Origin of the sequence: Citrobacter sp. RHBSTW-00881 (genome assembly GCF_013728515.1) — a bacterium.
Classification (GTDB): Bacteria; Pseudomonadota; Gammaproteobacteria; order Enterobacterales; family Enterobacteriaceae; genus Citrobacter; species Citrobacter braakii.
On record NZ_CP056269.1, the window covers coordinates 977,735 to 1,003,201 of the forward strand.

Below are 25,467 nucleotides of genomic sequence, written 5' to 3' on the forward strand. Positions count from 1 at the left end.
ATGGCGGAAATTGGAATTTTTGTCGGCACGATGTACGGAAACGCGTTGCTGGTTGCCGAAGAGGCCGAAGCTATTTTGACGGCGCAGGGTCATAAAGCCACGGTGTTCGAAGATCCCGAGCTCAGCGACTGGCAGGCATATCAGGAAAAATATGTGCTGGTGGTGACCTCAACGACCGGGCAGGGCGATCTGCCAGATAGCATCGTGCCGCTGTTTCAGGGGATCAAAGATAATCTCGGTTTCCAGCCAAATCTGCATTACGGGGTAATTGCGCTGGGTGACAGTAGCTATGTTAATTTCTGCAATGGCGGCAAGCAGTTCGATGCACTGTTGCAGGAACAAAGCGCCCACCGTGTAGGGGAAATGCTGCTGATTGACGCCAGCGAGCATCCTGAACCGGAAAGCGAATCCAATCCGTGGGTAGAAAACTGGGGAACCTTGCTTAAATAACCTTGCGCCCGGCAGCGCTTTGTTTGCACGGGCCTGTTACTCTCTTTTGGATCGTAGGCCGGGTAAGGCGTTGCTACCCGGCAACAAATCGCCCACCAAACGCCAATTTCGTGAAGCATCTTCCATTCCCTTAGGCTTATGCCATAAACAACCTCATTCACCTCCCGCAATGTTGTGTTTTTGCACGGTGAGGGTAAGAGGCACTCCTTCATATACTTTTCCCGTCAGTTCCCGAAAAGGCAGCGAGTCAGAATAAAACGGCCCTGAGCTGTACCAAAACTGCCACACACTAACCTCTCATTCTGATCACCCTACAGGTGCTGTACAGAATGAACTGGCGAAAGCCAAGATTCAGGAGTGCAACAATGAGTTCATTAAGTCAGGCGGCGAGCAGCGCGGAAAAACGCACTAACGCTCGCTACTGGATAGTGGTGATGCTGTTTATCGTCACATCCTTCAACTACGGCGATCGCGCCACCTTATCCATCGCCGGCTCGGAGATGGCCAAAGATATTGGTCTGGATGCGGTAGGGATGGGGTATGTATTCTCCGCTTTTTCATGGGCCTATGTTATCGGTCAGATCCCCGGCGGCTGGCTGCTCGACCGCTTCGGTTCAAAACGTGTTTACTTCTGGTCCATTTTTATCTGGTCCATGTTTACCCTGCTGCAGGGCTTCGTCGATATCTTCAGCGGCTTCGGCATTATCGTTGCGCTGTTTACCCTGCGCTTCCTCGTGGGGTTAGCCGAAGCGCCATCCTTCCCTGGCAACAGTCGTATTGTGGCGGCGTGGTTCCCGGCGCAGGAAAGGGGCACGGCGGTCGCTATTTTTAACTCGGCGCAGTACTTTGCCACAGTTATCTTCGCGCCAATCATGGGCTGGTTGACCCACGAAGTGGGCTGGTCGCATGTGTTCTTCTTTATGGGCGGTCTCGGGATTGTTATCAGCTTTATTTGGCTGAAGGTGATTCATGAACCGAACCAGCATCCGGGCGTAAACCAAAAAGAGCTGGAGTACATTGCCGAAGGCGGAGCGCTGATCAATATGGATCAGGCGGCAGCCAAAGCCAAAGTGCCGTTCAGCGTGAAGTGGGGGCAGATCAAGCAACTGCTGGGCTCACGGATGATGATCGGTATTTATATCGGCCAATACTGCATAAACGCGCTGACCTACTTCTTTATCACCTGGTTCCCGGTTTATCTGGTACAAGCACGCGGTATGTCGATTTTGAAAGCCGGTTTTGTTGCCTCGGTTCCGGCCATTTGCGGATTCGCAGGCGGCGTACTCGGCGGCATTATTTCCGACTGGCTGATGCGCCGTACTGGTTCGCTGAATATCGCCCGTAAAACGCCAATCGTACTGGGTATGCTGTTGTCGATGGTGATGGTGTTCTGTAACTACGTCAACGTGGAGTGGATGATCATCGGCTTTATGGCGCTGGCCTTCTTCGGCAAAGGTATCGGTGCGTTGGGATGGGCGGTGATGGCCGATACTGCGCCAAAAGAGATCAGCGGTTTGAGCGGCGGTCTGTTCAATATGTTTGGCAACATCTCCGGTATCGTCACGCCAATTGCTATCGGCTACATCGTAGGTACCACTGGCTCGTTTAACGGTGCGTTGATTTACGTCGGGGTGCATGCGCTGATTGCTGTAGTGAGCTATCTGGTGCTGGTGGGTGATATTAAACGTATCGAACTGAAACCTGTCGCAGGGCAATGATGATGACAACACAATCGAGTCCCATTATTACCGATATGAAGGTCATCCCGGTGGCCGGTCATGACAGCATGCTGCTCAATATTGGCGGGGCGCATAACGCATACTTTACCCGCAATATCGTCGTGCTCACCGATAACGCCGGAAATACCGGCGTCGGTGAAGCACCGGGCGGTGAAGTGATTTATCAGACGCTGGTGGACGCGATTCCACAAGTGTTGGGCCAGGAAGTCGCGCGCCTGAATAAGGTGGTTCAGCAGGTGCATAAAGGCAACCAGGCCGCTGATTTTGACACCTTTGGCAAAGGTGCCTGGACCTTTGAACTGCGGGTAAATGCGGTGGCCGCGCTGGAAGCCGCACTGCTCGACCTGCTGGGCAAGGCGCTGAACGTACCGGTCTGCGAACTGTTAGGGCCAGGCAAGCAGCGCGATGCGGTCACCGTGCTCGGCTATCTGTTCTACGTGGGAGATCGCAGCAAAACCGATCTGCCGTATCTGGACAGCACGCCGGGTAACCATGAGTGGTATCACCTGCGTCACCAGCAGGCGATGAACAGTGAGGCGGTGGTACGTCTGGCTCAGGCTTCGCAGGATCGCTACGGCTTTAAAGATTTCAAACTCAAAGGCGGTGTGCTGCCTGGCGAGCAGGAAATCGACACCGCTCGCGCGTTGAAACAATGTTTCCCGGATGCGCGTATTACGGTCGATCCTAACGGTGCCTGGCTGCTGGATGAAGCTATCTCCTTGTGTAAAGGGCTGAACGATGTTCTGACCTACGCCGAAGATCCGTGCGGCGCAGAACAGGGTTTTTCTGGCCGCGAAGTGATGGCCGAGTTCCGCCGTGCAACCGGCCTGCCGGTAGCAACGAATATGATAGCCACCAACTGGCGTGAGATGGGCCATGCGGTGATGCTCAACTCGGTAGATATTCCACTGGCCGATCCGCACTTCTGGACCCTTTCCGGCGCGGTGCGTGTGGCACAGCTATGCGATGACTGGGGACTGACCTGGGGCTGCCACTCTAACAATCATTTTGATATTTCCCTGGCGATGTTCACCCACGTCGGTGCCGCTGCGCCGGGCAACCCAACGGCGATCGACACCCACTGGATCTGGCAGGAGGGCGATTGCCGCCTGACCAAAAATCCGCTGGAGATTAAACACGGAAAAATTGCGGTACCCGACGCGCCCGGCCTGGGCGTGGAACTGGACTGGGATCAGGTACAGAAAGCGCATGAAGCCTATAAGGCGCTGCCCGGCGGCGCGCGTAATGACGCAGGCCCGATGCAGTATCTGATCCCTGGATGGACTTTTGACCGTAAACGTCCCGTTTTCGGCCGCCACTAATTTTGAATAAGGACTTAATTATGAGCGCACAATTTACTACCCCAGTCGTAACCGCGATGCAGGTGATCCCGGTTGCGGGCCATGACAGCATGCTGATGAATCTGAGCGGCGCACATGCCCCGTTCTTCACGCGTAATATTGTGATTATCAAAGATAACTCCGGTCATACCGGCGTGGGTGAGATTCCCGGCGGCGAAAAAATTCGTCAGACCCTGGAAGATGCCATTCCGCTGGTGGTGGGCAAAACGTTAGGTGAATACAAAAACGTACTGAATGCGGTCCGCAATACCTTTGCCGATCGTGATGCCGGTGGCCGTGGTTTGCAGACCTTCGATTTACGTACCACTATTCATGTGGTTACCGGGATCGAAGCGGCCATGTTGGATCTGCTGGGTCAGCATCTGGGCGTTAACGTCGCATCTCTGCTGGGCGACGGTCAGCAGCGTAGCGAAGTTGAAATGCTGGGTTATCTGTTCTTCGTCGGTAACCGTAACGCGACGCCGCTGCCGTATCAGACCCAGCCGGATGAGAAATGCGACTGGTATCGCCTGCGTCATGAAGAGGCGATGACCCCGGATGCAGTGGTGCGCCTGGCGGAAGCCGCATATGAGAAATATGGTTTCAACGATTTCAAACTGAAAGGCGGGGTGTTGGCCGGGGAAGAAGAAGCGGAATCTATTGTGGCACTGGCGAAACGCTTTCCACAGGCACGCGTCACGCTCGATCCCAATGGCGCTTGGTCGCTGAATGAAGCGATTAAAATTGGTAAATACCTGAAAGGATCACTGGCTTATGCGGAAGATCCGTGCGGTGCCGAGCAGGGGTTCTCAGGCCGTGAAGTCATGGCGGAATTCCGTCGTGCTACCGGTCTGCCGACCGCCACTAATATGATCGCCACCGACTGGCGTCAGATGGGACATACGCTGTCGTTGCAGTCCGTGGATATCCCGCTGGCGGATCCGCACTTCTGGACTATGCAGGGTTCTGTCCGCGTTGCGCAGATGTGTCATGAGTTTGGGCTGACCTGGGGCTCGCACTCTAACAACCACTTTGATATTTCGCTGGCGATGTTTACTCATGTTGCGGCGGCGGCGCCGGGCAAAATTACCGCTATCGATACCCACTGGATCTGGCAGGAAGGCAATCAACGCCTGACCAAAGAGCCGTTTGAAATCAAAGGCGGCATGGTGCAGGTACCGGCGAAGCCGGGTCTGGGCGTGGAGCTGGATATGGATCAGGTTATGAAAGCTCATGAGCTGTATCAGCAACATGGACTGGGAGCGCGCGATGATGCCATGGGAATGCAGTATCTGATCCCGAACTGGACGTTTGATAATAAGCGTCCGTGCATGGTACGCTAAGCGAACTGGGACCGCTCCCACAAAGGGGCGGTTTTTCTCCTGGTGTATGCTTAACACAGTCAACATGCGTAAGGATGCTTTATGAAAATAGTAATCGCACCGGATTCCTATAAGGAAAGTTTGAGTGCGCTTGAAGTGGCAACGGCTATTGAGCTGGGATTTCGTGAGATCTGGCCTGAGGCGAATTACGTGAAGATCCCGGTCGCGGATGGCGGTGAGGGAACGGTCGAAGCGATGGTTGCCGCAACGCAAGGCCACCTTGTGCATGTTGATGTTACCGGCCCCCTGGGTAAAACGATTCAGGCATTTTATGGTTTATCCGGGGATGAGCGTTCGGCGTTTATCGAAATGGCGGCCGCCAGCGGACTGGAGCAGGTTCCCGCAGGTTTACGCGATCCGCTGAAAACGACCTCCTGGGGAACCGGGGAGCTAATCCGTCATGCGCTGGACGCGGGCGTTGAACATATCATTATCGGCATTGGCGGCAGCGCCACCAATGATGGCGGTGCCGGGATGGTGCAAGCGCTGGGAGCAAAATTACTGGATGCGCAAAATAACGATATTGCTCATGGCGGGACTGGCCTTGAATCACTCGCCCGGATTGATATTTCTCAGCTAGACCCGCGTCTTGCCGCGTGCCGTATTGAAGTGGCCTGCGATGTGACTAATCCGTTGACCGGTGAAGAGGGGGCCTCTGCGGTCTTCGGTCCGCAAAAGGGGGCGACGCCGGAGATGATTCTTCGTCTTGATCGGGCGCTCATGCATTATGCGCAACTCATTGCCCGCGATCTGGACGTCAACGTGCTGGAACTGGCGGGTGGTGGCGCGGCTGGTGGTATGGGGGCGGCACTGTATGCGTTTTGCGGTGCGCAGTTACGCTGCGGTATTGAGGTCGTGACGGATGCGTTACACCTCGACGACTGCGTTGCGGATGCGGATTTAGTGGTCACGGGTGAAGGACGTATCGACAGCCAGACCATTCACGGTAAGGTTCCGGTTGGCGTGGCGAAGGTGGCAAAGCGTTACAACAAACCGGTTATCGGCATTGCTGGCAGCCTGACAGCTGATGTCGGTGTTGTACATGAGCATGGGCTGGATGCGGTTTTTAGCGTTATCTATACCGTTTGCACACTGGAAGAGGCGCTGAAGAACGCGAGTGAGAACGTGCGAATGACAGCGCGAAACGTGGCCGCGACCCTGAAAGCGGGTCAGCAATTACGTTGAATGATGTGGCATGAAGGCCGGATAAGACGCGTGAGCGTCGTCATCCGGCAATCAGATCTTTACCCTAACAACTTCTTCGCTTCGCGCGCAACGTTATCCATTTCATCCAGAAGCTCTAAAAACTCAGGCTCCAGCTCTTCTTCTTTGCTCCCGCTACGTAATTGCTGCTCAATCAGCTGACACAGGTTTTTCATGCGGGGAACGCCGCTATAACCGCAACTGCCATGCAGTTTATGGATCATATCCACCAGTCCTTCAGGGTTTTCACCTACCAGCTGTTCTTCAATTTTGTTACGCACTTCGGGTAGAAAATCGAGCAGCATTTGCAGCATATCCCGCGCCAGATCGTTTTTACCGGCGGCTTGCCTTAACGCCAGTTGCCAGTCGAGTGTGGTATTCGGATTGACGACCGGTTCAACAGCGAGCGCCCTCAGCGATGTGCTCGCGCCGGGTTTGTAGCGTAACAACAGATTATGCAGCTTATCTTCTTCGATAGGCTTCGCCAGGTAATCGTTCATCCCGGCGCTGAGCAGCTTCTCTTTTTGCCCGGCCATGGCATGTGCGGTGACCGCAATGACCGGCGTCTGTTGTTGATGAGGAAGCTGGTGGATCAGTTCGCAGGCGCGAATACCGTCCATGTCTGGCATCTGAATATCCATCAGGATGAGATCAAACTGCATCTGTTTGGCGCGATCCACTGCCTGATGTCCGCTGTCGCAGAGCACGACGTGCTGCACTTTATCTTCCAGCAGTGCGCCAATCAGCTTGAGGTTCGCCGGGTTGTCGTCCACCGCCATGACGGTCATCGCAATTTTGCTCTCGTCTAACAGTAGCGGAGCCGCGCTGTGGTTCAGTTGACAATACTCTGTCAACGCTGGCAGTAAGCGGGTTGAGGTAAGAGGTTTCAACAGGCACGCCGCCGCGCCGCCCTGCTTTAATTTCTCGGCGTTAATCTGCGCATGGCAAGGCAGAGCCAGTAACAAAAAGTCGGTCATCGCCGCTGCGCTTGCCAGCCGCTCATGCTGCATGGTGAGCGGTTCGCGTAAAGTGACCGGTATGCCAAGCAGCAGAATATCGTAGTGATCCTTCGGCAGCCCGGAGAATGAAGGGCTGTAAATCACCTCCAGCGGCGTTTCACTCAAGATATCTAACGTGCATTGCGCGGCTGTTGCGTTAGGTTCAACGTAGGCCAGCCGCTTTCCGGCCAGACAGTGCGTGGTTGAGCGATCCACGAGAACGTTAGGGTTGAGATCGAGGCTGATATGGAACCAGAACGTGGAGCCCCGGTTCGGCTGGCTGTGGAAGGAGATATCCCCGCCCATTTCATTGACCAGCTTTTGCGTAATGACCAGACCCAGTCCGGTCCCGCCGTGGCGGCGGGAAATACTGGCATCGGCCTGGCGGAAGGCCTGGAACAGGCGTGACTGATCGCGCTCAGGGATGCCAATTCCGGTATCGCGGATTTGCACTTCAATTTGCACTTTCGTGTTACTGAGGGCGCGTTTCTCGACCAGAATGTCGATATTGCCACCTTCGGTAAATTTGATGGCATTGCCAACCAGATTAGTGATTACCTGCTGTAAGCGCAGCGGGTCCCCGATGACGTTGTCCGGCACGTCATTCTTAATATTTAGCGTCAGCTCAAGCCCTTTATCATGGGATGAGTGCGCTAACAGCGTGACGACGTCATCCAGCGTGCTACGCAGCGGGAATGGGATGCTTTCCAGAATCAGTTTGCCCGCCTCAAGTTTGGAGAAGTCGAGCACATCATTGATGATGGCCAACAGATTGTTGGCCGAGCGTTCAATCGTATTCAGGTGATCGCGCTGCGTCGTGTTGAGCTCGGTTTTAAGCGTCAGGCGGGTGAAGCCAATCACGCCATTCAGCGGCGTACGCAGCTCATGCGACATGTTAGCCAGAAACTCAGACTTAATACGCGCCGCTTCCTGGGCGCGTTTCTTCGCCAGATCCAATTCGACGTTCTGGATTTCCATCTGCTCCAACGTTTCGCGCAGGTCAGAGGTGGCCTGGTCGATGTTGTGCTGCATCTCTTCATGGTAGGCCGCAAGTGACATCGCCATCGAGTTGATGCCATTTTTGAGCATATCCAGCTCGCCCAACATGAAACCTTCGACGCGGCTGTCGAGCTGTCCTCTACGTATTCGGTCAACGGTATTTACCATATTGCGAATCGGGCCAGTCACGTCGCGCATCAGACGCCAGCCAAAAATTAACGCAATACCGATACAAAACAGCATCATTACGCTGGAGATAAAGATCTCTTTATACTGCTGCAATCGTACTGACTTGAGGTCCAGCTCAAGCGCCACATACCCCAGCATATTTTCCGTATTTTTGGCGTCGCTGACGGCAGATTCATCCGGCGAATAGCTTTCCGATATAATTGGCGTTCGCAGGATCATGATATCCCCGAGCCGGGTGACGCTCAGCTTTCGGGGAAATGGTGAACCGGTTGCCAGCTGCATTTCAGACGGATCGAGATGAAAATTGGATGTGACAAACAGCCGGTTATTCTCGTCATAGACAGAAATTGCCCGCACGATATCGGAATGGCGACGATGCAGCACGCTGATAAGTTGGCCGATGGATTCTCTGTTTTGCAGATTCATACCATATTCGCTGGAGACCGCGAGTGGCTCAATGATGCTGGCGCCAGCATCTTCCAGTTGACGCTGCAAGTCGTTATAGCGATGCACAACAAAAAAGATACTGAGCAGCAAACCAATCAGGACGGTCGGGGCCAGGATCAGAATCATCATGCGTGCGCGCAGGCTGTAGTTGGTCATGGAGTTCCGTTATGGGACAATTAGGGTCACACTGTTAAATAGAGATATATCTCGTCGATGGCGCAATTCTACTCTGCAAAACGACGCGTGACGACGCGTCAGATCATAACCGTTACCGTCAATGACCTTGATCCTTTCGGCCAGGGCGTTGCTCGCCATAACGGAAAGGCGTTGTTTATACCGGAATTGCTACCTCAGGAAAGCGCCGAGGTGGTGATTACCGAAGATAAAAAACAGTTCGCCCGCGCGCAAGTAAAACGACGTTTAAATGACAGTCCGCAGCGTGAAGTGCCACGTTGCCCGCATTTTGGCGTGTGCGGCGGCTGCCAGCAGCAGCATGCCAGCATCTCGTTGCAGCAGCGTAGCAAAAGCGCGGCGTTGTCGCGTTTAATGAAATGTGAAGTGTCGGATGTTATAGCTGATACCCCGTGGGGCTATCGTCGTCGCGCCAGGTTGAGCCTGAACTATCGGCCAAAAGAACAAAAATTGCAGATGGGGTTTCGCAAATCCGCATCCAGCGACATTATCGATGTTAAACAATGCCCTATTTTGGTGCCCCAGCTTGAAGCGCTCTTGCCCCACATCCGGGCGTGTCTGGAAAGTCTGCAAGGGTTACGCCATCTTGGTCATGTCGAGCTGGTGCAGGCGGGGAGCGGAACCTTGATGATTTTGCGCCATACGGCGCCATTAAGTGTTCAGGATAAAGAAAAACTGGAATGCTTTTCGCATTCTCAGGGGCTGTCTTTGTTTCTGGCCCCGCAAAGCGAGATACTGGAATCAATATCAGAAGAGTCGCCCTGGTATGACTCAAATGGACTACGGTTAACCTTCAGTCCGCGTGATTTTATTCAGGTCAATGAAGGGGTAAACCAACAAATGGTGGCCCGTGCGCTCGAATGGCTGGATGTGCAACCTGAAGATCGCGTACTCGATCTGTTCTGTGGAATGGGTAATTTTACCCTGCCGTTGGCAACCCGGGCTGCAAACGTGGTGGGGGTGGAAGGGGTACCGGCGCTGGTGGAAAAAGGCCGGGAAAACGCGCTGAATAACGGATTACACAATGTGACATTCTTTCATGAAAACCTTGAGGAAGATGTTACCCGGCAGCCGTGGGCGAAAAACGGATTCGACAAAGTATTGCTCGATCCTGCGCGTGCGGGGGCTGCAGGTGTGATGCAACATATTATAAAATTAGAACCTATACGCGTTGTTTATGTATCCTGTAACCCGGCAACGCTGGCTCGTGACAGCGACGCTTTGCTCAACGCGGGATATGCCATACGGCGACTGGCGATGCTTGATATGTTCCCGCACACTGGACACCTGGAATCAATGGTCCTGTTTGAGCGTATGTAATAAATTTTGTACCCATTGGATTTCGGGTGGTAATGCAGCGTGAAAGACAATGGGTATGGCTTGTCGACTTCGACAGGCCAGGCCCCTTAAGGAGAGGACAATGGTTGCGGTAAGAAGTGCACATATAAATAAAGCTGGTGAGTTTGATCCAAAGAAATGGATCGCGAGTCTGGGGATCTCCAGCCAGCAGTCGTGTGAACGCTTAGCCGAAACCTGGGCGTACTGCCAGCAGCAGACACAGGGGCATCCGGATGCGGATCTGCTGCTGTGGCGTGGCGTGGAGATGGTAGAAATACTCTCCATGTTGAGCATGGATATCGACACGCTGCGCGCAGCAATGCTGTTCCCTCTGGCAGATGCCAACGTGGTCAGTGAAGACATCCTGCGCGAGAGCGTGGGCAAATCCATTGTTCATCTTATCCACGGCGTGCGGGATATGGCGGCAATACGCCAGCTTAAGGCCACTCATACCGATTCAGTCTCATCCGAACAGGTCGATAACGTTCGCCGCATGCTGCTGGCTATGGTGGATGATTTCCGCTGTGTGGTCATCAAGCTGGCGGAGCGGATTGCACATCTGCGTGAAGTGAAGGACGCTCCGGAAGATGAACGCGTTCTGGCGGCAAAAGAGTGCACCAATATCTATGCGCCGCTGGCCAACCGTTTGGGTATCGGGCAATTAAAATGGGAACTGGAAGATTACTGCTTCCGTTACCTGCACCCGGCTGAATACAAACGTATTGCCAAGCTGCTGCACGAACGTCGCATCGATCGCGAGCATTACATTGATGAGTTCGTCGGTCATTTGCGCTCAGAGATGAAAACGGAAGGCGTCAAAGCCGAAGTGTATGGACGTCCGAAACACATCTACAGCATCTGGCGCAAAATGCAGAAAAAGCAGCTGGCCTTCGATGAACTTTTCGACGTGCGCGCAGTGCGTATCGTGGCGGAGCGTTTACAGGACTGCTATGCCGCGCTCGGGATAGTGCATACTCACTATCGCCATCTGCCGGATGAGTTCGATGACTATGTCGCTAACCCGAAACCCAACGGCTATCAGTCAATTCATACGGTTGTGCTGGGACCGGGCGGGAAAACCATTGAAATTCAGATCCGTACGAAACAGATGCACGAAGATGCCGAACTGGGCGTTGCGGCACACTGGAAGTATAAAGAGGGCACCGCTTCAGGCGTGGCGCGTTCTGGTCATGAAGATCGTATTGCATGGCTGCGTAAGCTGATCGCCTGGCAGGAAGAGATGGCGGACTCTGGCGAAATGCTGGATGAAGTCCGTAGCCAGGTCTTTGATGACCGAGTGTACGTCTTTACGCCAAAAGGCGACGTTGTGGACTTACCTGCGGGCTCCACACCGCTCGATTTTGCTTATCATATTCACAGTGATGTGGGGCATCGTTGCATTGGCGCGAAAATTGGCGGGCGCATCGTACCGTTTACCTACCAGCTGCAAATGGGCGATCAAATTGAAATTATCACCCAGAAACAGCCCAACCCAAGCCGCGACTGGTTGAACCCTAACCTCGGCTATGTAACCACCAGTCGGGGGCGTTCGAAGATCCACGCCTGGTTCCGTAAACAGGACCGCGACAAAAACATCCTTGCTGGCCGCCAGATCCTCGACGATGAGCTGGCGCATTTAGGCATTAGCCTGAAAGAAGCGGAAAAGCACCTGCTGCCGCGCTACAGCTTCAATGAGCTGGATGAGCTGCTGGCGGCGATTGGTGGGGGGGACATTCGCCTCAACCAGATGGTGAACTTCCTGCAGGCGCAGTTTAATAAGCCAAGCGCAGCCGAACAGGATGCCGCCGCGCTGAAACAGCTTCAGCAGAAAACGCAGGCGCCGCAGAGTCGCCGTAAAGACGACGGTCGCGTGGTGGTGGAAGGGGTGGGTAACCTGATGCACCACATCGCGCGCTGCTGCCAGCCGATTCCAGGCGATGAAATTGTCGGGTTTATCACTCAGGGCCGCGGTATTTCCGTGCACCGGGCGGATTGCGAACAGTTGACCGAGCTGCGCTCCCATGCGCCGGAACGGATTGTTGATGCGGTTTGGGGCGAAAGCTACTCGGCAGGATATTCGCTGGTGGTTCGCGTCCAGGCTAACGATCGCAGCGGCTTATTACGTGATATCACCACGATTCTTGCCAACGAGAAGGTGAACGTGCTGGGGGTTGCCAGCCGGAGTGATACCAAACAGCAGCTGGCTACCATCGATATGACCATCGAAATCTATAACTTGCAGGTGCTCGGGCGCGTGCTCGGCAAGTTGAACCAGGTGCCGGATGTGATCGACGCACGTCGTCTGCACGGTAATTAATTATTTAATAGGCCAGATAAGTTTGCATGCCTGGTGAGGCGCGTTAGCGTTGCCATCAGGCATTGCCATGTTGCCGGATATCGGCTGTCGTCTTATCTGGCCTCGCGTATTGAAATTTCAGGATATTCCAATGAATCAAATCGACCGACTGCTCGGTATTATGCAGCGCCTGCGCGACCCGGAAAACGGTTGTCCCTGGGACAAAGAGCAGACATTCGCCACTATTGCCCCTTACACCCTCGAAGAAACCTATGAAGTGCTGGACGCAATTGCGCGGGAAGACTTCGACGACCTGCGTGGAGAGCTGGGTGACTTGCTGTTCCAGGTGGTGTTTTACGCCCAGATGGCGCAGGAAGAAGGACGTTTCGATTTCAATGATATTTGCGCCGCCATCAGCGATAAGCTTGAGCGTCGCCACCCACATGTTTTTGCTGATGTTTCTGCCAGTAACAGCACTGAGGTGTTGACCCGCTGGGAGCAAATCAAAAGCGAAGAACGCGCCGAGAAGGCGCAGCATTCCGCGCTCGACGATATTCCCCGTAGTTTACCGGCGTTAATGCGCGCCCAAAAAATCCAGAAACGCTGCTCTAATGTTGGCTTTGACTGGAAAACATTAGGACCGGTTGTCGACAAGGTTTACGAAGAGATTGATGAAGTCATGTTTGAGGCGAAGCAGGCTGTTGTCGACCAGGCTAAACTGGAGGAGGAAATGGGCGACCTGCTGTTTGCGACGGTCAATATGGCTCGGCATTTAGGCACTAAAGCTGAGATCGCATTGCAAAAAGCGAACGAGAAATTTGAGCGCCGTTTTCGTGAGGTTGAGCGAATTGTAGCGGCTCGGGGTCTGGAAATGACTGGTGTTGATCTGGAAACTATGGAAGAAGTCTGGCAACAGGTAAAACGGCAGGAAATTGATCTCTAAGGGATTTCGTCGGTCAAGGGCGATTTGTGTGATTTTTTAAATAACAAGCGCTTGATTTACGTCAAAAACATTTACCCCAAAGGGGCTATTTTCTCACTCCCGATGTTTATGTGAGCCTGGTGAAGAGGAGGAATAATGAAAGTTTGTGGCGCTCGTCATGTTCGGGTATACTACTTTCCCGTCTTGGTAATTCCATCGTTTCACCCTAACTTCTCAGGTCCAGCATGACAACGAACTATATTTTTGTGACCGGCGGGGTCGTATCCTCTCTGGGTAAAGGCATTGCCGCAGCCTCCCTGGCAGCCATTCTTGAGGCTCGTGGCCTCAACGTGACCATGATGAAACTGGATCCGTATATCAACGTCGATCCAGGTACTATGAGTCCAATCCAACACGGGGAAGTGTTCGTTACTGAAGACGGCGCTGAAACCGACCTGGACCTGGGTCACTATGAGCGTTTCATTCGTACCAAAATGACTCGCCGCAATAACTTCACTACCGGTCGAATTTACTCCGATGTCCTGCGCAAAGAGCGCCGTGGCGACTATCTGGGTGCAACCGTACAGGTTATCCCGCACATCACCAACGCGATTAAAGAGCGTGTCCTTGCCGGTGGCGAAGGTCATGACGTCGTTCTGGTTGAAATCGGCGGTACGGTCGGTGATATCGAATCCCTGCCATTCCTGGAAGCGATTCGCCAATTAGCGGTAGATATCGGTCGTGAACACGCGCTGTTCATGCACCTGACTCTGGTTCCTTACCTGGCCGCTGCCGGTGAAGTCAAAACTAAACCGACTCAGCACTCGGTAAAAGAGTTGCTGTCTATCGGTATCCAGCCTGACATTCTGATCTGTCGTTCCGATCGCGCGGTTCCGGCCAACGAACGTGCAAAAATTGCATTGTTCTGTAACGTGCCAGAAAAAGCCGTTATTTCAATGAAAGATGTCGATTCCATCTATAAAATTCCAGGCCTGTTGAAATCCCAGGGCCTTGACGATTATATTTGTAAACGATTCAGCTTGAACTGTCCGGAAGCTAATCTGTCAGAATGGGAACAGGTTATCTACGAAGAAGCGAATCCGGCAGGCGAAGTGACTATCGGTATGGTCGGCAAGTATATTGAACTGCCGGATGCCTATAAGTCAGTTATCGAAGCATTGAAGCACGGTGGTCTGAAGAATCGTGTCACCGTCAACATTAAGCTGATCGATTCGCAAGATGTCGAAACGCGCGGCGTTGAGATCCTGAAAGGTCTTGATGCAATCCTGATCCCTGGCGGCTTCGGCTACCGTGGTGTTGAAGGTAAGATCGCGACAGCGCGCTTTGCGCGTGAAAACAATGTTCCTTATCTGGGTATTTGCCTGGGTATGCAGGTTGCGTTGATTGAGTTTGCACGTAACGTAGTGGGTATGGATAACGCCAACTCCACGGAATTTGTGCCAGACTGTAAGTACCCGGTGGTGGCCCTGATTACCGAATGGCGCGATGAAGACGGCAACGTTGAAGTCCGTACCGAGAAGAGCGATCTGGGCGGCACAATGCGCCTTGGCGCCCAGCAGTGTCAGTTGAGCGACGATAGCCTGGTTCGTCAGCTGTACGGCGCGCCGACAATTGTTGAACGCCATCGCCACCGTTACGAAGTCAACAATATGCTGTTGAAACAGATTGAAGCTGCGGGTCTGCGTATTGCAGGCCGTTCCGGTGATGATCAGTTGGTCGAGATCATTGAGGTACCGAATCATCCGTGGTTCGTGGCCTGTCAGTTCCACCCGGAATTTACTTCCACGCCACGTGATGGGCACCCGCTGTTTGCCGGCTTTGTGAAAGCCGCCAGTGAACATCAGAAGCGTCAGGCGAAGTAAGAAGTAAAAAAGTTAGAACGGCAATGCACCCATCCGGGTGCATTGTTTGTCTGGAGTTTTAGTTTAACTTGTACTGAGGAAAATCTAATGTCCAAAATCGTTAAAATCATCGGTCGTGAAATCATCGACTCCCGTGGTAACCCGACTGTTGAAGCCGAAGTACACCTGGAAGGTGGTTTCGTTGGTATGGCAGCAGCTCCGTCAGGTGCTTCTACTGGTTCCCGCGAAGCACTGGAACTGCGCGACGGCGACAAATCCCGTTTCATGGGTAAAGGCGTACTGAAAGCTGTTGCAGCTGTTAACGGCCCAATTGCTCAGGCTCTGCTGGGTAAAGATGCTAAAGATCAGGCTGGCATCGACAAGATCATGATCGATCTGGACGGTACTGAAAACAAATCCAACTTCGGTGCAAACGCCATCCTGGCTGTGTCCCTGGCGAACGCCAAAGCAGCAGCTGCTGCTAAAGGCCTGCCGCTGTATGCACACATCGCTGAACTGAACGGTACTCCGGGCAAATACTCCATGCCGGTTCCGATGATGAACATCATCAACGGTGGTGAGCACGCTGACAACAACGTTGACATCCAGGAGTTCATGATTCAGCCGGTTGGCGCTAAAACCCTGAAAGAAGCCGTACGTATGGGTTCTGAAGTGTTCCATAACCTGGCTAAAGTTCTGAAAGCTAAAGGTATGAACACTGCAGTTGGTGACGAAGGCGGCTACGCGCCGAACCTGGGTTCCAACGCTGAAGCTCTGGCTGTAATCGCTGAAGCGGTTAAAGCAGCTGGCTACGAGCTGGGCAAAGACATCACCCTGGCGATGGACTGTGCAGCTTCTGAATTCTACAAAGACGGTAAATACGTTCTGGCTGGCGAAGGCAACAAAGCATTCACCTCCGAAGAATTCACTCACTTCCTGGAAGAACTGACCAAACAGTACCCGATCGTGTCCATCGAAGATGGTCTGGACGAGTCTGACTGGGACGGTTTCGCATACCAGACTAAAGTTCTGGGCGACAAAATCCAGCTGGTTGGTGACGATCTGTTCGTAACCAACACCAAGATCCTGAAAGAAGGCATCGAAAAAGGCATCGTTAACTCCATCCTGATCAAATTCAACCAGATCGGTTCTCTGACCGAAACTCTGGCTGCGATCAAAATGGCGAAAGACGCTGGCTACACCGCTGTCATCTCTCACCGTTCTGGCGAAACTGAAGACGCTACCATCGCTGACCTGGCTGTTGGTACCGCTGCAGGCCAGATCAAAACCGGTTCTATGAGCCGTTCTGATCGCGTTGCTAAGTACAACCAGCTGATTCGTATCGAAGAAGCTCTGGGTGAACAAGCACCGTACAACGGTCGTAAAGAGATCAAAGGTCAGGCGTAATCCTGTTCTTTAACTCTTAACGTAAAAACCCGCTGCGGCGGGTTTTTTTATGCGTTCAGCGGAATTTGACGCAGATAAATTTGCTGGCTGTTTTTACCGGCAATTTTCTGAAGGAAGCAAAATAGCGCATGATTCGTTCGCAGATTAAACTTTTTGCGGATGATGTATTTATGCACATAGAGCGTTTTCTCTGAGATTGACATGTTGCGGGCAATCTCAGATGTCGTTATGCCCTGACAGATAAAGGACATAATGCGCCTTTGCTGTCTGGTCAGGACTTTATGTGGACAATGAAAACATAATGTTTTCCCTGGCTGTATTTGCTTTTTTCTTGATTCCCGCCAGGCAGTTAATACTTTCTCTTTAACTGTCGACAGTGAGTCCTGTCGGTGAATAAAAATGATCCGGGCAATGCAAAAGGGCAGATCGGAAGGAGAGTCAATCACTTCATCGGTTAAGCCAATAATAATGCCTGTTGTCCTGTTCTGCAGTTCAGGAAAACACATGAGATGCTCTCCCGGAGCCAGAGAAATAACGACGATATCTGCCTTATCAAAGTTTTGTTGGGAGTCGGATGTTAAAAAGCCAATTTTATTGGCGGTTCTTCCAAGGAATATCTCTATAAAAAAATGTTTCAATCCTTCGCGATAAAATTCGTAAGGGTCCTGTATGAGTATTTTCATATTAAATATACCAGAGCCAGTAGAGGCATTTATTAATAATAATTAGGGTGGTTTTTTAGTAATTCAAATTCATTTGCACCAAAGAATTAAACGTATTGGGAAGGGGGCAGATACCAGTCAGTAAAAAGATCGCTGGATACAGGGGACAAAGCGCCAGGATAGAATAATTCATTTGTTGCACCATGATAAATATCCTTTACACAGAAATAGTTCGGTTTACTGATAAGTCATTGTGAATTGCAAAATAGTAACTTAATTGTAAGTAAAGTTGGCCTGAACGATACCAGCGATCGTCCCCGGCATCACATTGCCTTTGGAATAGGCCCGGGCACGTAAATTGTATGTAACGGTACGATCGACCAGGACTGATTGAGTAATATTCGTATTATTTCCTTTCAGGTAACCGGTGCTGACCTGGATCAGTTCTATCGCAACGTTCGCCGTTCCGGTATTTTTATAGCGTACCGGAAAGTCGGGATCTTCCGTTCCGGTAAATGTCACGACCACGCTGGTGGTTCCCACCGGGCAACTGGCAAGGTTAATGGTAAAATTTACCGGGGTAGAGGTTGTACCTGCCGCTGCAATATCTGCAGCCGGGATGTCTCCCAAATTAACATTGATATTGCTGCCACTGGCTACGACACACGGGGACGCAATAACTTTCCCGGTAATATTAATATTGACCGGTTCGGCCCCGGCAATATGGATTGTCGCTCCCAGATACAGCCCCGCCAGCGCCAGATGAATGAATCTTTTTTGAATATTCATTTTATGCCTCTCCTTGTATAATTCTGATGGCCGAGTCGCCTACTGATAAGTAATATTGAGCGTCGCAGTGGCGTTAGCGCTGCCTGCGGTCACGTTGTCTTTCGTCTGAAAATAGCGTGCGGTGAAGGCTCCCGGAGGGAATTCCTGCCCGCCTGCTGAGGTTTTCAGCACGATGTTGTTATTCAGCTTCAGGGGCGCGCCCCCATAAAGCAGCTGGATCCCGATTCCGCTCGCAACCCCTGACATCCCAGCTCCTGATAATGCCAGGATACTGTCATTGGCGGTTTCAGTACTTTGCGTCCCGCTTAACGATGCGTTAATCCGGGTGCCCGCATCACAGTTAAGGTCTATTGTGAAAGTCCGATCGCCTTTGGTGGATCCTGCACCGCTAAAACTATCCGCTAATACCGAATCCAGGGGGACAGCGATACTCGAGTTATTTATTGCGCATGCCTGGACCGTCACCACCACTGACCCCGCACCTGACCAGATGGGATTTAAATCCCACTGTCCGCTTTGATTATTTAACGAATAGCTTGAGGTTACAGACGGTATTGTCGTTATTGCTCCTGAGGAGACATTGGGCCTGGTTTTCACAAATTGCAATGATGCACCCATGGATAAACCCTGCGTGTCCTTTTTAAGTATATGGCAGGTATAAGTCCGGGTTGAGTTTGAAATATGATCGTCAAACTGCACCGGGCAAAAAGACAATGAGCCTGTATTCAGGGCAAAATTATAACGAACGCCAATTCCGTCAACATTCGTGGGATAGACATCGGTATAACCTGCAACGGGGGCTGAATTAACCTGTAAACGCAAGTACACATCTCTGTCGGCGTCAGGATCCCCAAAGCAACCCAACCCCCATACTTCGCTGCCAATAGATCCAAATTTATCACTGAAGACATTCATGGTGGCGTCGTCACGTTGATAATTTAACGTTCCTGAGAACGTGTAATACCCACCGGAATTATTACAGCTGGCCGCTTCAACAGAGGCAGTAAACGCACCGGTTAACCCAAGTACCAGGACGAATATATGATTCTTCTGTATCTGTAACATAACGCATACCCTCGCCGCTATTTCAGGTGACTATTCTCAGCAACCCATTCAGAGCCTGGCTCTAAGCAGGGTGGTTTTGTTTATCGGTAAGTAAAATTCATTTGTACCAGGGAATTAAACGTACCGGGGAGGGTAGTGTCAGAGACAATCACCCGACCAGCCAGTAAAAAGGTCGCCTTGCGCTGAGCGTCAACCAGGACGTTCATGCTGCTGCCGTTGCCCTGCACCTGCGCCTTGTTTGTGTCCTGGGCCATTTGCACGGCGGCGTTGGCGGCGGTCCCCGTACTGGCATACAGCGTGGGATCTTCTACGGCCGGCTGTCCGTTGAACGTCACGTCCACCGATGTCGTTCCTGCCGGGCATTTGAAAAGCCTCACCTCAAAGGATTTCCACGCGGAAGCATTTCCGTCGGCGCGCATTTCATTTAAGCGGAGCTGGCCGAAATTAACGCTCTGGTTTTGCGAGGCGATATCGACCACGCAGGGAGAAGCCACAATATGACCACCGATATTGATCTCCGCAGCATATGCAGGGCACGCCAGACAAAGCGCCGGGAGAACATATTTCATTTGTTGCTGCATAATAAACACCCGTTGAGCAGAGAAGTCAGGTTTACTGATAGGTGAAGGTGACTTGTGAAACGCTCACTATCGTGCCGGGCATGACGTCTGCCGCTGCAGCAATGGCGCGTGCGCCTATCGGGAAGGAGACAGTGCGGTCGGTTGCAACATTACGCTTTAATGTGGTTCCCGGACCTAAAAACTTACCGTTACCGGAACCCAGACTCTCTTTAAGCTGTACGTTAACATTGGTTGCCGTCCCGGTATTGGCATAATCCCCGGGGCTGTTTGCTGCTGGCGTTCCGGAAAAGGCAGCCGTTACCGATGTTGTGCCAAAAGGACAATCTTTTAAGATTAAATAAAAGATTTTGAATGTTGTGACGTTACCAGGCTGTGCCAGGGCGGTGGCCTGAATATCATCACCCAAATTAACATTGAGCTGTGATTGGGTGGTGTCAACGGTACAAGGTGAGGCGACGACTTTGCCGGTAATATTAATATTGACCGGATTGGCCCCGGCAATATTGATTGTTGCCGCTAAATACAGCCCCGTCAGCGCCAGATGAATGAATCTTTTATGAATATTCATTTTATTCCTCTCCTTGTATAACTCTGATGGCGGAGCCGCCTACTGATAAGTAATATTGAGCGTCGCAGTGGCGTTAGCGCTGCCCGCGGTCACGTTGTCTTTCGTCTGAAAATAGCGTGCGGTAAAGGCTCCCGGAGGGAATTCCTGACCGCCTGCTGAGGTTTTCAGCACGATGTTGTTATTCAGCTTCAGGGGCGTATTGTCATACAGCAATTGGATCCCGATTCCTCTCGCAACCCCTGACGTTCCGGCCCCTGATAACGCCAGAATACTGTTATTGGAGGTCTCTGCACTTTGCGTCCCACTTAACGATGCGTTAATCCGGGTGCCCGCATCACAGTTAAGATTGATGGTAAAGGCAGTATCGCCTTTAGTTGTACCTCTTCCTGTAAACGCACTGCCTAATGCATCAGGCAACGGTACGGTAATCGTTGAACTATTCAGCGAACAGGCTAACTGAATAACCTGACCTGCGACGATACTTCCCCTGATAACCTCAAGGTCACCGTAGGTTTTTTGAAAATACAATCCTCTATCAATATTTTTGGATGTTATCGGTCCGGTCTTATAAAGATCCACCGTTACACCACTATCGATATTGACCGCACCCTGTCCCATTATTCCTGTCCTGGGTGGGTTATCAAATGTACTTTGCGTGTACGCCGTATAATAGACCTTTATCCCGACGCCGGGGATGCCTGTATTATAGATATGGGGAAAACCGCTGATTGCATCGCGAAACATGGATACTGAAATTAATTCTCCCCCCTGACAACCGAGCCATTTGCCAGTAAAGGGCGGAAGTAATTCTATCGTACCGATCTTCTGACCCACAGGAATATCACGTTGCGCATAGATTGTACCAATATCTATATTATCCCAGGCCATAACCCCCTTTTGTTGTTCGATACTGCAGGTTGCAAACGCAGGAAATGAGCTGCACATTAGAAAAGCAGCGCTCCAGATGATTTTCAGAAATTTCATTTTGCTCATTGCTATACCTCAATACGCAACAGGTATCAGATAAAAATTTAGTTTCTTTGAACAGCTAAGTTATTTACTTAATGACACCGCTCGCTAATGATCTGAATACCGCTATTTTCCGGCGGCGCTTTATCCAGGGAATAATTCACCTGACACTGCTGCTCTGCGCCGTTCCCCCATTTCACTCTTAGTTCACCGCTGTCGGCCAGACCGGTCAGATACACCTGTCCGCCATCGCCAACGATAAACGCCTGGGCGCTTTTCTGCGCGGTATCGCTGACCGTCGCGCCAAATGGCACTGGCATTCCACCTTGCAGCAATAGCGTCATCATCACGCGCTGGCCCACGCTGGCGTTAAAGCTGGCCTGCACCACGGCTCCCCGCGTCGGCACCACGTTGCGGGTGGTCTGCATCAGCTCTACGTTATCGGGCAGTGTCAGCGTATTCAGCTGCACCTGGTTTTTACGGTAGGGCGAGGTATAAGGCACGATGGCATAGCCGCGCCAGTCGGTTTTCACCCCGCTCTGATTGCTTACGCCAACCCCGGAGGCTCCCGGTGCCTGAACCAGCGCCATGGTTTCACCCAGCGGTTGGCCGAAGGTGACGCCGCTGGCGTGCGCGACTATCCCGCCCTGTAGCCCGTAGTTCAGCCGCTGGCTGTTTTTGTCGTAAGCATATCCCGCAGTGACTTCAGCATAGGTTCCGCGATAGTCGGCGTTCAGATTGCCGCCGTTGCCCGTTCCCTGGCTGCCGTAACCCTGCTGGATGCTCCAGCTCAGGTTATTGCCCTCAAGCGTCGTACCATTGAGACCCACGGTGTGATTGGTGCTCCCTTTCTGGCTGCTGCTGACGTTCCACGACGCGTGGGTATTACTCAACCAGCGATTCAGTGGAATGCTGACGTTCAGTGAGAACACCTGGTCGCGTTCATAGACCTTTTCTTTGCCGGAGCCCCCGCTGCGCGACGTCGAGTTAATGTTATAGCTGTAATTAAGCCCGTAGCTGATGCCGTTCCAGCTATTGTTGTAACCGGCGCTCATCGACCGCAGGGTCCGGCCGCTGTTCCAGTAGTCTTCGTTTATCAGGCTCAGCGACAGCGAACCCGCTCTTTCCCACAAATTCTGGCTCAGCGACAGTTCAGTACGGTTTCGTCTGCGCTCGAAAAACGTCGGGGTATTCCCGCCGCGCCAGGTATCCATGACTTCTGCCAGCGTGTAATAGCCGTCGGTCGAGTAGCGATAACCGGCAATGGCGAAGTTAGTCCCGGTTTCGACAATATTTTTGCTGTAGCGGATCCGCCATGACTGGCCTTTCTCCTTCGGCTGGCTCTGTATCTTCGACCAGCCCTGGGTGACATCCAGCGAAAGCGCGCCAATTTCCCCCAGATTTTTACCGACGCCCAGCGCCAGCGACTGATAGTGGTTCGCAAACTGGCCGCCGCCGTAGAGGGTAAAACCCCGTGGCAGGCCGTAGATCAGCGTCGCCTGGCTAAACGGCGTCTTTTCCACGCTGCGGTCATACGAACGATACTGGCCACTGGTCAGTGAATATTTCAGCCGTTGTTCACGCTGGAGCACCGGCAGTGAGGCAAACGGTACGACGAGATTCTGCTCGCTGCCGTTATCTTCTTTAATCGTCACATAGAGATCCCCGCTGCCGCCGGTGGCGTACATGTCGTTGATTTCAAATGCGCCCGGTGCCACATAGCTCTGATAAATAACATACCCGTTCTGCCGGATAATCACCTGCGCGTTGGTTCGCGCAATGCCTTTGATCGCCGGTGCATAGCCCTTCATGCTGTCGGGGATCATCTCCTCGTCGGACGCCAGCTGCGCGCCGCGAAAGGGAACGCTGTCGAAAATATCGGACGGGGAGGCGCTGTCTCCCAGCACCAGCTGGCTCTTCAGGACGCGAATATCACGGGACAAATAGGTATAGACGGTGTCCCAGCTGTCGCGACCGTTATTATCCCGCTGAAAAGTCGTGTAATTACGCAGCCGCCAGGGACCGATGTTCATACCGGGACGCAGGTTGGCGTACTGGGTCGTACTGTCCGTGCCGCTACGATCCCGCGCCCGGGTACTGGCGCCGTTCACGCTGTAATTAAGCAGCAGGGCGGTGATCCCATCATCCCACTGCGTTTCAGGAACGTAATCGCGTGGATTCATCACAATGGCGGCCTGCGGAATGCTCAACAGCAATTGCTGCGCGCTAAAGCGAAACTCTGCGCTGGCCTGCGGGATCGCGTCCAGCCTGGCGCACGGCGCGGCGGCATCGCCCAGATCCGGGAACAGGTCGGTTTTGACTCCCATCGCGTTAAGCTGGCTCACGCTCAGGCATGGCGACAGAAGCGCTTTCCCGTCCGGGCCGGGCTGCATGCTGAATTCCACTTCCCGGGTTTCCTGAAACTGGTTGTTGACAGAGATATCGACCCGGTAAATGCCCGGCGCCTGGCCGTTTTCCTCTTCAAATACGCTAAGATCGGTTTTTTCCTGATGCGGATTGTCAATTTCCAGCATCAGCGGATTAAAATATTCCCTGGCGTGTGAGGCAAAAGTTGTCAAATTCAATAGTAAAAAGGGTGCCGAAAAAAGATAAATCAGCCTGCCGATATTATTGGGCTGTGGATATTCGCGCTGGTTTTTTGGGCTCCTCATCTGTGTAGTCCTTCCCTGAGGGGTAAATAATTAACGCCGGATTCCTGTGCTGTTATTTATCAGAATGAAGCACGATGAAGCTCGCCGATTCCGCCGTAATCATTAATTATTTTCCAGCTCACGCTATTACCCGCACCGCTGGGTAATTCAAAAATGGCGCTACTCTGCGGCGCAATATACCGGGCATCTTCCAGCTCTTTACCTGCAACGGTAACGCTCTGGAAATTCATATAAAATGAAGTCGGGTTACTCACCTCCAGCCGGTTGCCGCGGCGCTGCCAGGACAGCTTATGGGTTAACGCTTCCGCGGAGCCTGTTAAACCTTCAGGGCGATAGATCAGTTTGATGCGCGTCTTGACCGCGATCTGCAGCAGGTTTTTACCCTGATCTTTTTCTATCGAGGGGATACTCTTAATATTCAGCCAGTACAGCGATTCCCTATCCTGCGGTAGATTCCCGCCCGCCCGCACGACGCGCAGGACATTTTCCTGCCCGCCGTCCAGACGAAATAACGGCGGGGTGATCACAAACGGCGTTTTCTCTGCGCGATTAATTTCGGGCTCGACCCAGCTTTGCACCAGATAAGGTGCCTGGTCCGGGTTGCTTACATTAATTGAAGACTCTTTCTTACTCCCATCGTAAATTAAGCGGGTGCCACCCACAATCAGGCCAGCCTGGGCTAAACCTGAGGTTATTATTATTGCAGTCAGCAAGGTGAGAGGAATAAGTTTCATCATTAATCATTCATTAAAAGAGTAAGGACGGACCGACAATAATCCATCGGCCCGAATAACAATTTCGCTATGCAGGAATGACGGGCTATTAATTATAAACAATGGTGAAACTTGCCATTGAATTAGCCTTGCCTGCGGTAACTGTTGTCGATGTGGCGATATAGCGCGCAATAAAATCCAGATTATTCACCACGCCGGTACCTGACGTCAGAGGGTATTGTTTGGATGCGTTATACAGCGGAATCGCGGTATTGGCATCGTCGTATAATTGAATCCCCACGCCGCCTGCCACGCCAGTTTCTGCGGTCAGGGCCAGCACGCCAGGACTCCCTGCTACCGGGGAGCCGTCAAACTTCACGGCCGCCTTGGTTGCGCTTACCGGGCAATCCGTGAGCTGCAACGTGAACTTGGTCGGTGCAGCAGTAGAGCCTGCGTTGGTAAAGGCGCTCTTACTGACCTGACCTAATGTCACCGTCAGCGGACTGGCCGGACTATTGGTGACTTTACAGGCAGCATCAATAATTTCGCCGTTAAAATTCACCTCTCCGTCAGCTGCCATCGCTGAAACTCCAGCCAGAGACGAAATCAGCACTCCCAGTGGCAGTAATTTGCTTTTCATGATCTATTCCTTGAGTATATTCAATTTATTAGTATTAATGTATT

Annotated in this window: 20 protein-coding genes; 10 read left to right on the forward strand and 10 right to left on the reverse strand. The window is 52.3% G+C overall.

Annotated elements, in window-relative coordinates:
• The 5 genes from HV311_RS04710 (at nucleotide 1) to HV311_RS04730 (ending at nucleotide 6,096) form a co-directional block, all read left to right on the forward strand.
• Complete coding sequence (locus HV311_RS04710) at nucleotides 1–450, forward strand: flavodoxin (protein WP_047499385.1); 450 nt, start codon at nucleotides 1–3, stop codon at nucleotides 448–450.
• A 365-nt stretch (nucleotides 451–815) separates the two neighbouring features.
• Nucleotides 816–2,168 (forward strand): galactarate/glucarate/glycerate transporter GudP, encoded by a 1,353-nt coding sequence (gene gudP / locus HV311_RS04715; protein ID WP_003034105.1) that lies wholly within the window; start codon nucleotides 816–818, stop codon nucleotides 2,166–2,168.
• A gap of 2 nt (nucleotides 2,169–2,170) precedes the next feature.
• Complete coding sequence (locus HV311_RS04720; RefSeq protein ID WP_029139643.1) at nucleotides 2,171–3,511, forward strand: enolase C-terminal domain-like protein; 1,341 nt, start codon at nucleotides 2,171–2,173, stop codon at nucleotides 3,509–3,511.
• A 20-nt stretch (nucleotides 3,512–3,531) separates the two neighbouring features.
• Entirely contained in the window at nucleotides 3,532–4,872 is a 1,341-nt protein-coding gene (gene gudD, locus HV311_RS04725) for a glucarate dehydratase (protein WP_191220771.1), read from the forward strand.
• 81 nt (nucleotides 4,873–4,953) lie between these two features.
• Entirely contained in the window at nucleotides 4,954–6,096 is a 1,143-nt protein-coding gene (locus HV311_RS04730) for a glycerate kinase (protein ID WP_191220772.1), read from the forward strand.
• Between the two features lie 59 nt (nucleotides 6,097–6,155).
• On the opposite strand, the gene barA is transcribed toward HV311_RS04730, so the two are convergent.
• Complete coding sequence (barA, locus tag HV311_RS04735; RefSeq protein WP_016154237.1) at nucleotides 6,156–8,903, reverse strand: two-component sensor histidine kinase BarA; 2,748 nt, start codon at nucleotides 8,901–8,903, stop codon at nucleotides 6,156–6,158.
• Between the two features lie 57 nt (nucleotides 8,904–8,960).
• Between barA and rlmD the strand changes: the two genes are divergently transcribed.
• From rlmD to eno, 5 genes are all read left to right on the forward strand, one after another.
• Nucleotides 8,961–10,259: a 23S rRNA (uracil(1939)-C(5))-methyltransferase RlmD gene (gene rlmD / locus HV311_RS04740; RefSeq protein WP_016157350.1), complete on the forward strand. Its 1,299-nt coding sequence runs from the start codon at nucleotides 8,961–8,963 to the stop codon at nucleotides 10,257–10,259.
• Nucleotides 10,260–10,359: 100 nt separating this feature from the next.
• Nucleotides 10,360–12,594 (forward strand): GTP diphosphokinase, encoded by a 2,235-nt coding sequence (relA, locus tag HV311_RS04745; RefSeq protein WP_016154235.1) that lies wholly within the window; start codon nucleotides 10,360–10,362, stop codon nucleotides 12,592–12,594.
• Nucleotides 12,595–12,724: 130 nt separating this feature from the next.
• Nucleotides 12,725–13,516, forward strand: a complete 792-nt coding sequence (mazG, locus tag HV311_RS04750; RefSeq protein ID WP_191220773.1) for a nucleoside triphosphate pyrophosphohydrolase — start codon at nucleotides 12,725–12,727, stop codon at nucleotides 13,514–13,516.
• Nucleotides 13,517–13,740: 224 nt separating this feature from the next.
• The gene (pyrG, locus tag HV311_RS04755; RefSeq protein ID WP_016154233.1) at nucleotides 13,741–15,378 is read left to right on the forward strand and encodes a glutamine hydrolyzing CTP synthase; all 1,638 of its coding nucleotides are present in this window, start codon (nucleotides 13,741–13,743) and stop codon (nucleotides 15,376–15,378) included.
• Nucleotides 15,379–15,465: 87 nt separating this feature from the next.
• On the forward strand, nucleotides 15,466–16,764 hold the full coding sequence (eno, locus tag HV311_RS04760; protein WP_003034129.1) for a phosphopyruvate hydratase: 1,299 nt from the start codon (nucleotides 15,466–15,468) through the stop codon (nucleotides 16,762–16,764).
• A gap of 47 nt (nucleotides 16,765–16,811) precedes the next feature.
• Here the strand turns inward: eno and HV311_RS04765 are convergent, their stop codons facing one another.
• The 9 genes from HV311_RS04765 to HV311_RS04805 all read right to left on the reverse strand — a co-directional run bounded on the left by HV311_RS04765 (nucleotide 16,812) and on the right by HV311_RS04805 (nucleotide 25,423).
• Nucleotides 16,812–17,447, reverse strand: a complete 636-nt coding sequence (locus HV311_RS04765; protein ID WP_191220774.1) for a helix-turn-helix transcriptional regulator — start codon at nucleotides 17,445–17,447, stop codon at nucleotides 16,812–16,814.
• Nucleotides 17,448–17,699: 252 nt separating this feature from the next.
• Nucleotides 17,700–18,215, reverse strand: coding sequence for a fimbrial protein (locus HV311_RS04770; RefSeq protein ID WP_191220775.1), 516 nt, complete (start codon nucleotides 18,213–18,215; stop codon nucleotides 17,700–17,702).
• Nucleotides 18,216–18,254: 39 nt separating this feature from the next.
• Nucleotides 18,255–19,280, reverse strand: coding sequence for a fimbrial protein (locus HV311_RS04775; protein ID WP_191220776.1), 1,026 nt, complete (start codon nucleotides 19,278–19,280; stop codon nucleotides 18,255–18,257).
• 80 nt (nucleotides 19,281–19,360) lie between these two features.
• Nucleotides 19,361–19,861 carry a fimbrial protein gene (locus tag HV311_RS04780; protein WP_191220777.1) on the reverse strand — a complete coding sequence of 167 codons (501 nt, stop codon included), beginning with the start codon at nucleotides 19,859–19,861 and terminating at the stop codon, nucleotides 19,361–19,363.
• A 31-nt stretch (nucleotides 19,862–19,892) separates the two neighbouring features.
• Nucleotides 19,893–20,429, reverse strand: coding sequence for a fimbrial protein (locus HV311_RS04785; RefSeq protein ID WP_181627001.1), 537 nt, complete (start codon nucleotides 20,427–20,429; stop codon nucleotides 19,893–19,895).
• Nucleotides 20,430–20,468: 39 nt separating this feature from the next.
• A complete protein-coding gene (locus HV311_RS04790; protein ID WP_191220778.1) occupies nucleotides 20,469–21,422 on the reverse strand; it encodes a fimbrial protein in 954 nt (317 codons plus the stop codon).
• Nucleotides 21,423–21,490: 68 nt separating this feature from the next.
• Nucleotides 21,491–24,070 (reverse strand): fimbria/pilus outer membrane usher protein, encoded by a 2,580-nt coding sequence (locus tag HV311_RS04795; protein WP_191220779.1) that lies wholly within the window; start codon nucleotides 24,068–24,070, stop codon nucleotides 21,491–21,493.
• A gap of 59 nt (nucleotides 24,071–24,129) precedes the next feature.
• On the reverse strand, nucleotides 24,130–24,804 hold the full coding sequence (locus HV311_RS04800; RefSeq protein WP_220131813.1) for a fimbrial biogenesis chaperone: 675 nt from the start codon (nucleotides 24,802–24,804) through the stop codon (nucleotides 24,130–24,132).
• 88 nt (nucleotides 24,805–24,892) lie between these two features.
• Entirely contained in the window at nucleotides 24,893–25,423 is a 531-nt protein-coding gene (locus tag HV311_RS04805; protein ID WP_046276152.1) for a fimbrial protein, read from the reverse strand.
• Nucleotides 25,424–25,467: the final 44 nt, after the last annotated feature.

Bases quoted from the DNA above. Each gene is read 5' to 3' on its own strand.
- HV311_RS04775 (WP_191220776.1), bottom strand. From the start codon at position 19,280: ATGTTACAGATACAGAAGAATCATATATTCGTCCTGGTACTTGGGTTA.
- HV311_RS04805 (WP_046276152.1), bottom strand. From the start codon at position 25,423: ATGAAAAGCAAATTACTGCCACTGGGAGTGCTGATTTCGTCTCTGGCT.
- HV311_RS04720 (WP_029139643.1), top strand. From the start codon at position 2,171: ATGACAACACAATCGAGTCCCATTATTACCGATATGAAGGTCATCCCG.
- barA (WP_016154237.1), bottom strand. From the start codon at position 8,903: ATGACCAACTACAGCCTGCGCGCACGCATGATGATTCTGATCCTGGCC.
- HV311_RS04790 (WP_191220778.1), bottom strand. From the start codon at position 21,422: ATGAGCAAAATGAAATTTCTGAAAATCATCTGGAGCGCTGCTTTTCTA.
- pyrG (WP_016154233.1), top strand. From the start codon at position 13,741: ATGACAACGAACTATATTTTTGTGACCGGCGGGGTCGTATCCTCTCTG.
- gudP (WP_003034105.1), top strand. From the start codon at position 816: ATGAGTTCATTAAGTCAGGCGGCGAGCAGCGCGGAAAAACGCACTAAC.
- HV311_RS04785 (WP_181627001.1), bottom strand. From the start codon at position 20,429: ATGAATATTCATAAAAGATTCATTCATCTGGCGCTGACGGGGCTGTAT.
- HV311_RS04765 (WP_191220774.1), bottom strand. From the start codon at position 17,447: ATGAAAATACTCATACAGGACCCTTACGAATTTTATCGCGAAGGATTG.
- HV311_RS04730 (WP_191220772.1), top strand. From the start codon at position 4,954: ATGAAAATAGTAATCGCACCGGATTCCTATAAGGAAAGTTTGAGTGCG.
- gudD (WP_191220771.1), top strand. From the start codon at position 3,532: ATGAGCGCACAATTTACTACCCCAGTCGTAACCGCGATGCAGGTGATC.
- rlmD (WP_016157350.1), top strand. From the start codon at position 8,961: ATGGCGCAATTCTACTCTGCAAAACGACGCGTGACGACGCGTCAGATC.
- HV311_RS04780 (WP_191220777.1), bottom strand. From the start codon at position 19,861: ATGCAGCAACAAATGAAATATGTTCTCCCGGCGCTTTGTCTGGCGTGC.
- HV311_RS04710 (WP_047499385.1), top strand. From the start codon at position 1: ATGGCGGAAATTGGAATTTTTGTCGGCACGATGTACGGAAACGCGTTG.
- mazG (WP_191220773.1), top strand. From the start codon at position 12,725: ATGAATCAAATCGACCGACTGCTCGGTATTATGCAGCGCCTGCGCGAC.
- eno (WP_003034129.1), top strand. From the start codon at position 15,466: ATGTCCAAAATCGTTAAAATCATCGGTCGTGAAATCATCGACTCCCGT.
- HV311_RS04770 (WP_191220775.1), bottom strand. From the start codon at position 18,215: ATGAATATTCAAAAAAGATTCATTCATCTGGCGCTGGCGGGGCTGTAT.
- relA (WP_016154235.1), top strand. From the start codon at position 10,360: ATGGTTGCGGTAAGAAGTGCACATATAAATAAAGCTGGTGAGTTTGAT.
- HV311_RS04795 (WP_191220779.1), bottom strand. From the start codon at position 24,070: ATGAGGAGCCCAAAAAACCAGCGCGAATATCCACAGCCCAATAATATC.
- HV311_RS04800 (WP_220131813.1), bottom strand. From the start codon at position 24,804: ATGAAACTTATTCCTCTCACCTTGCTGACTGCAATAATAATAACCTCA.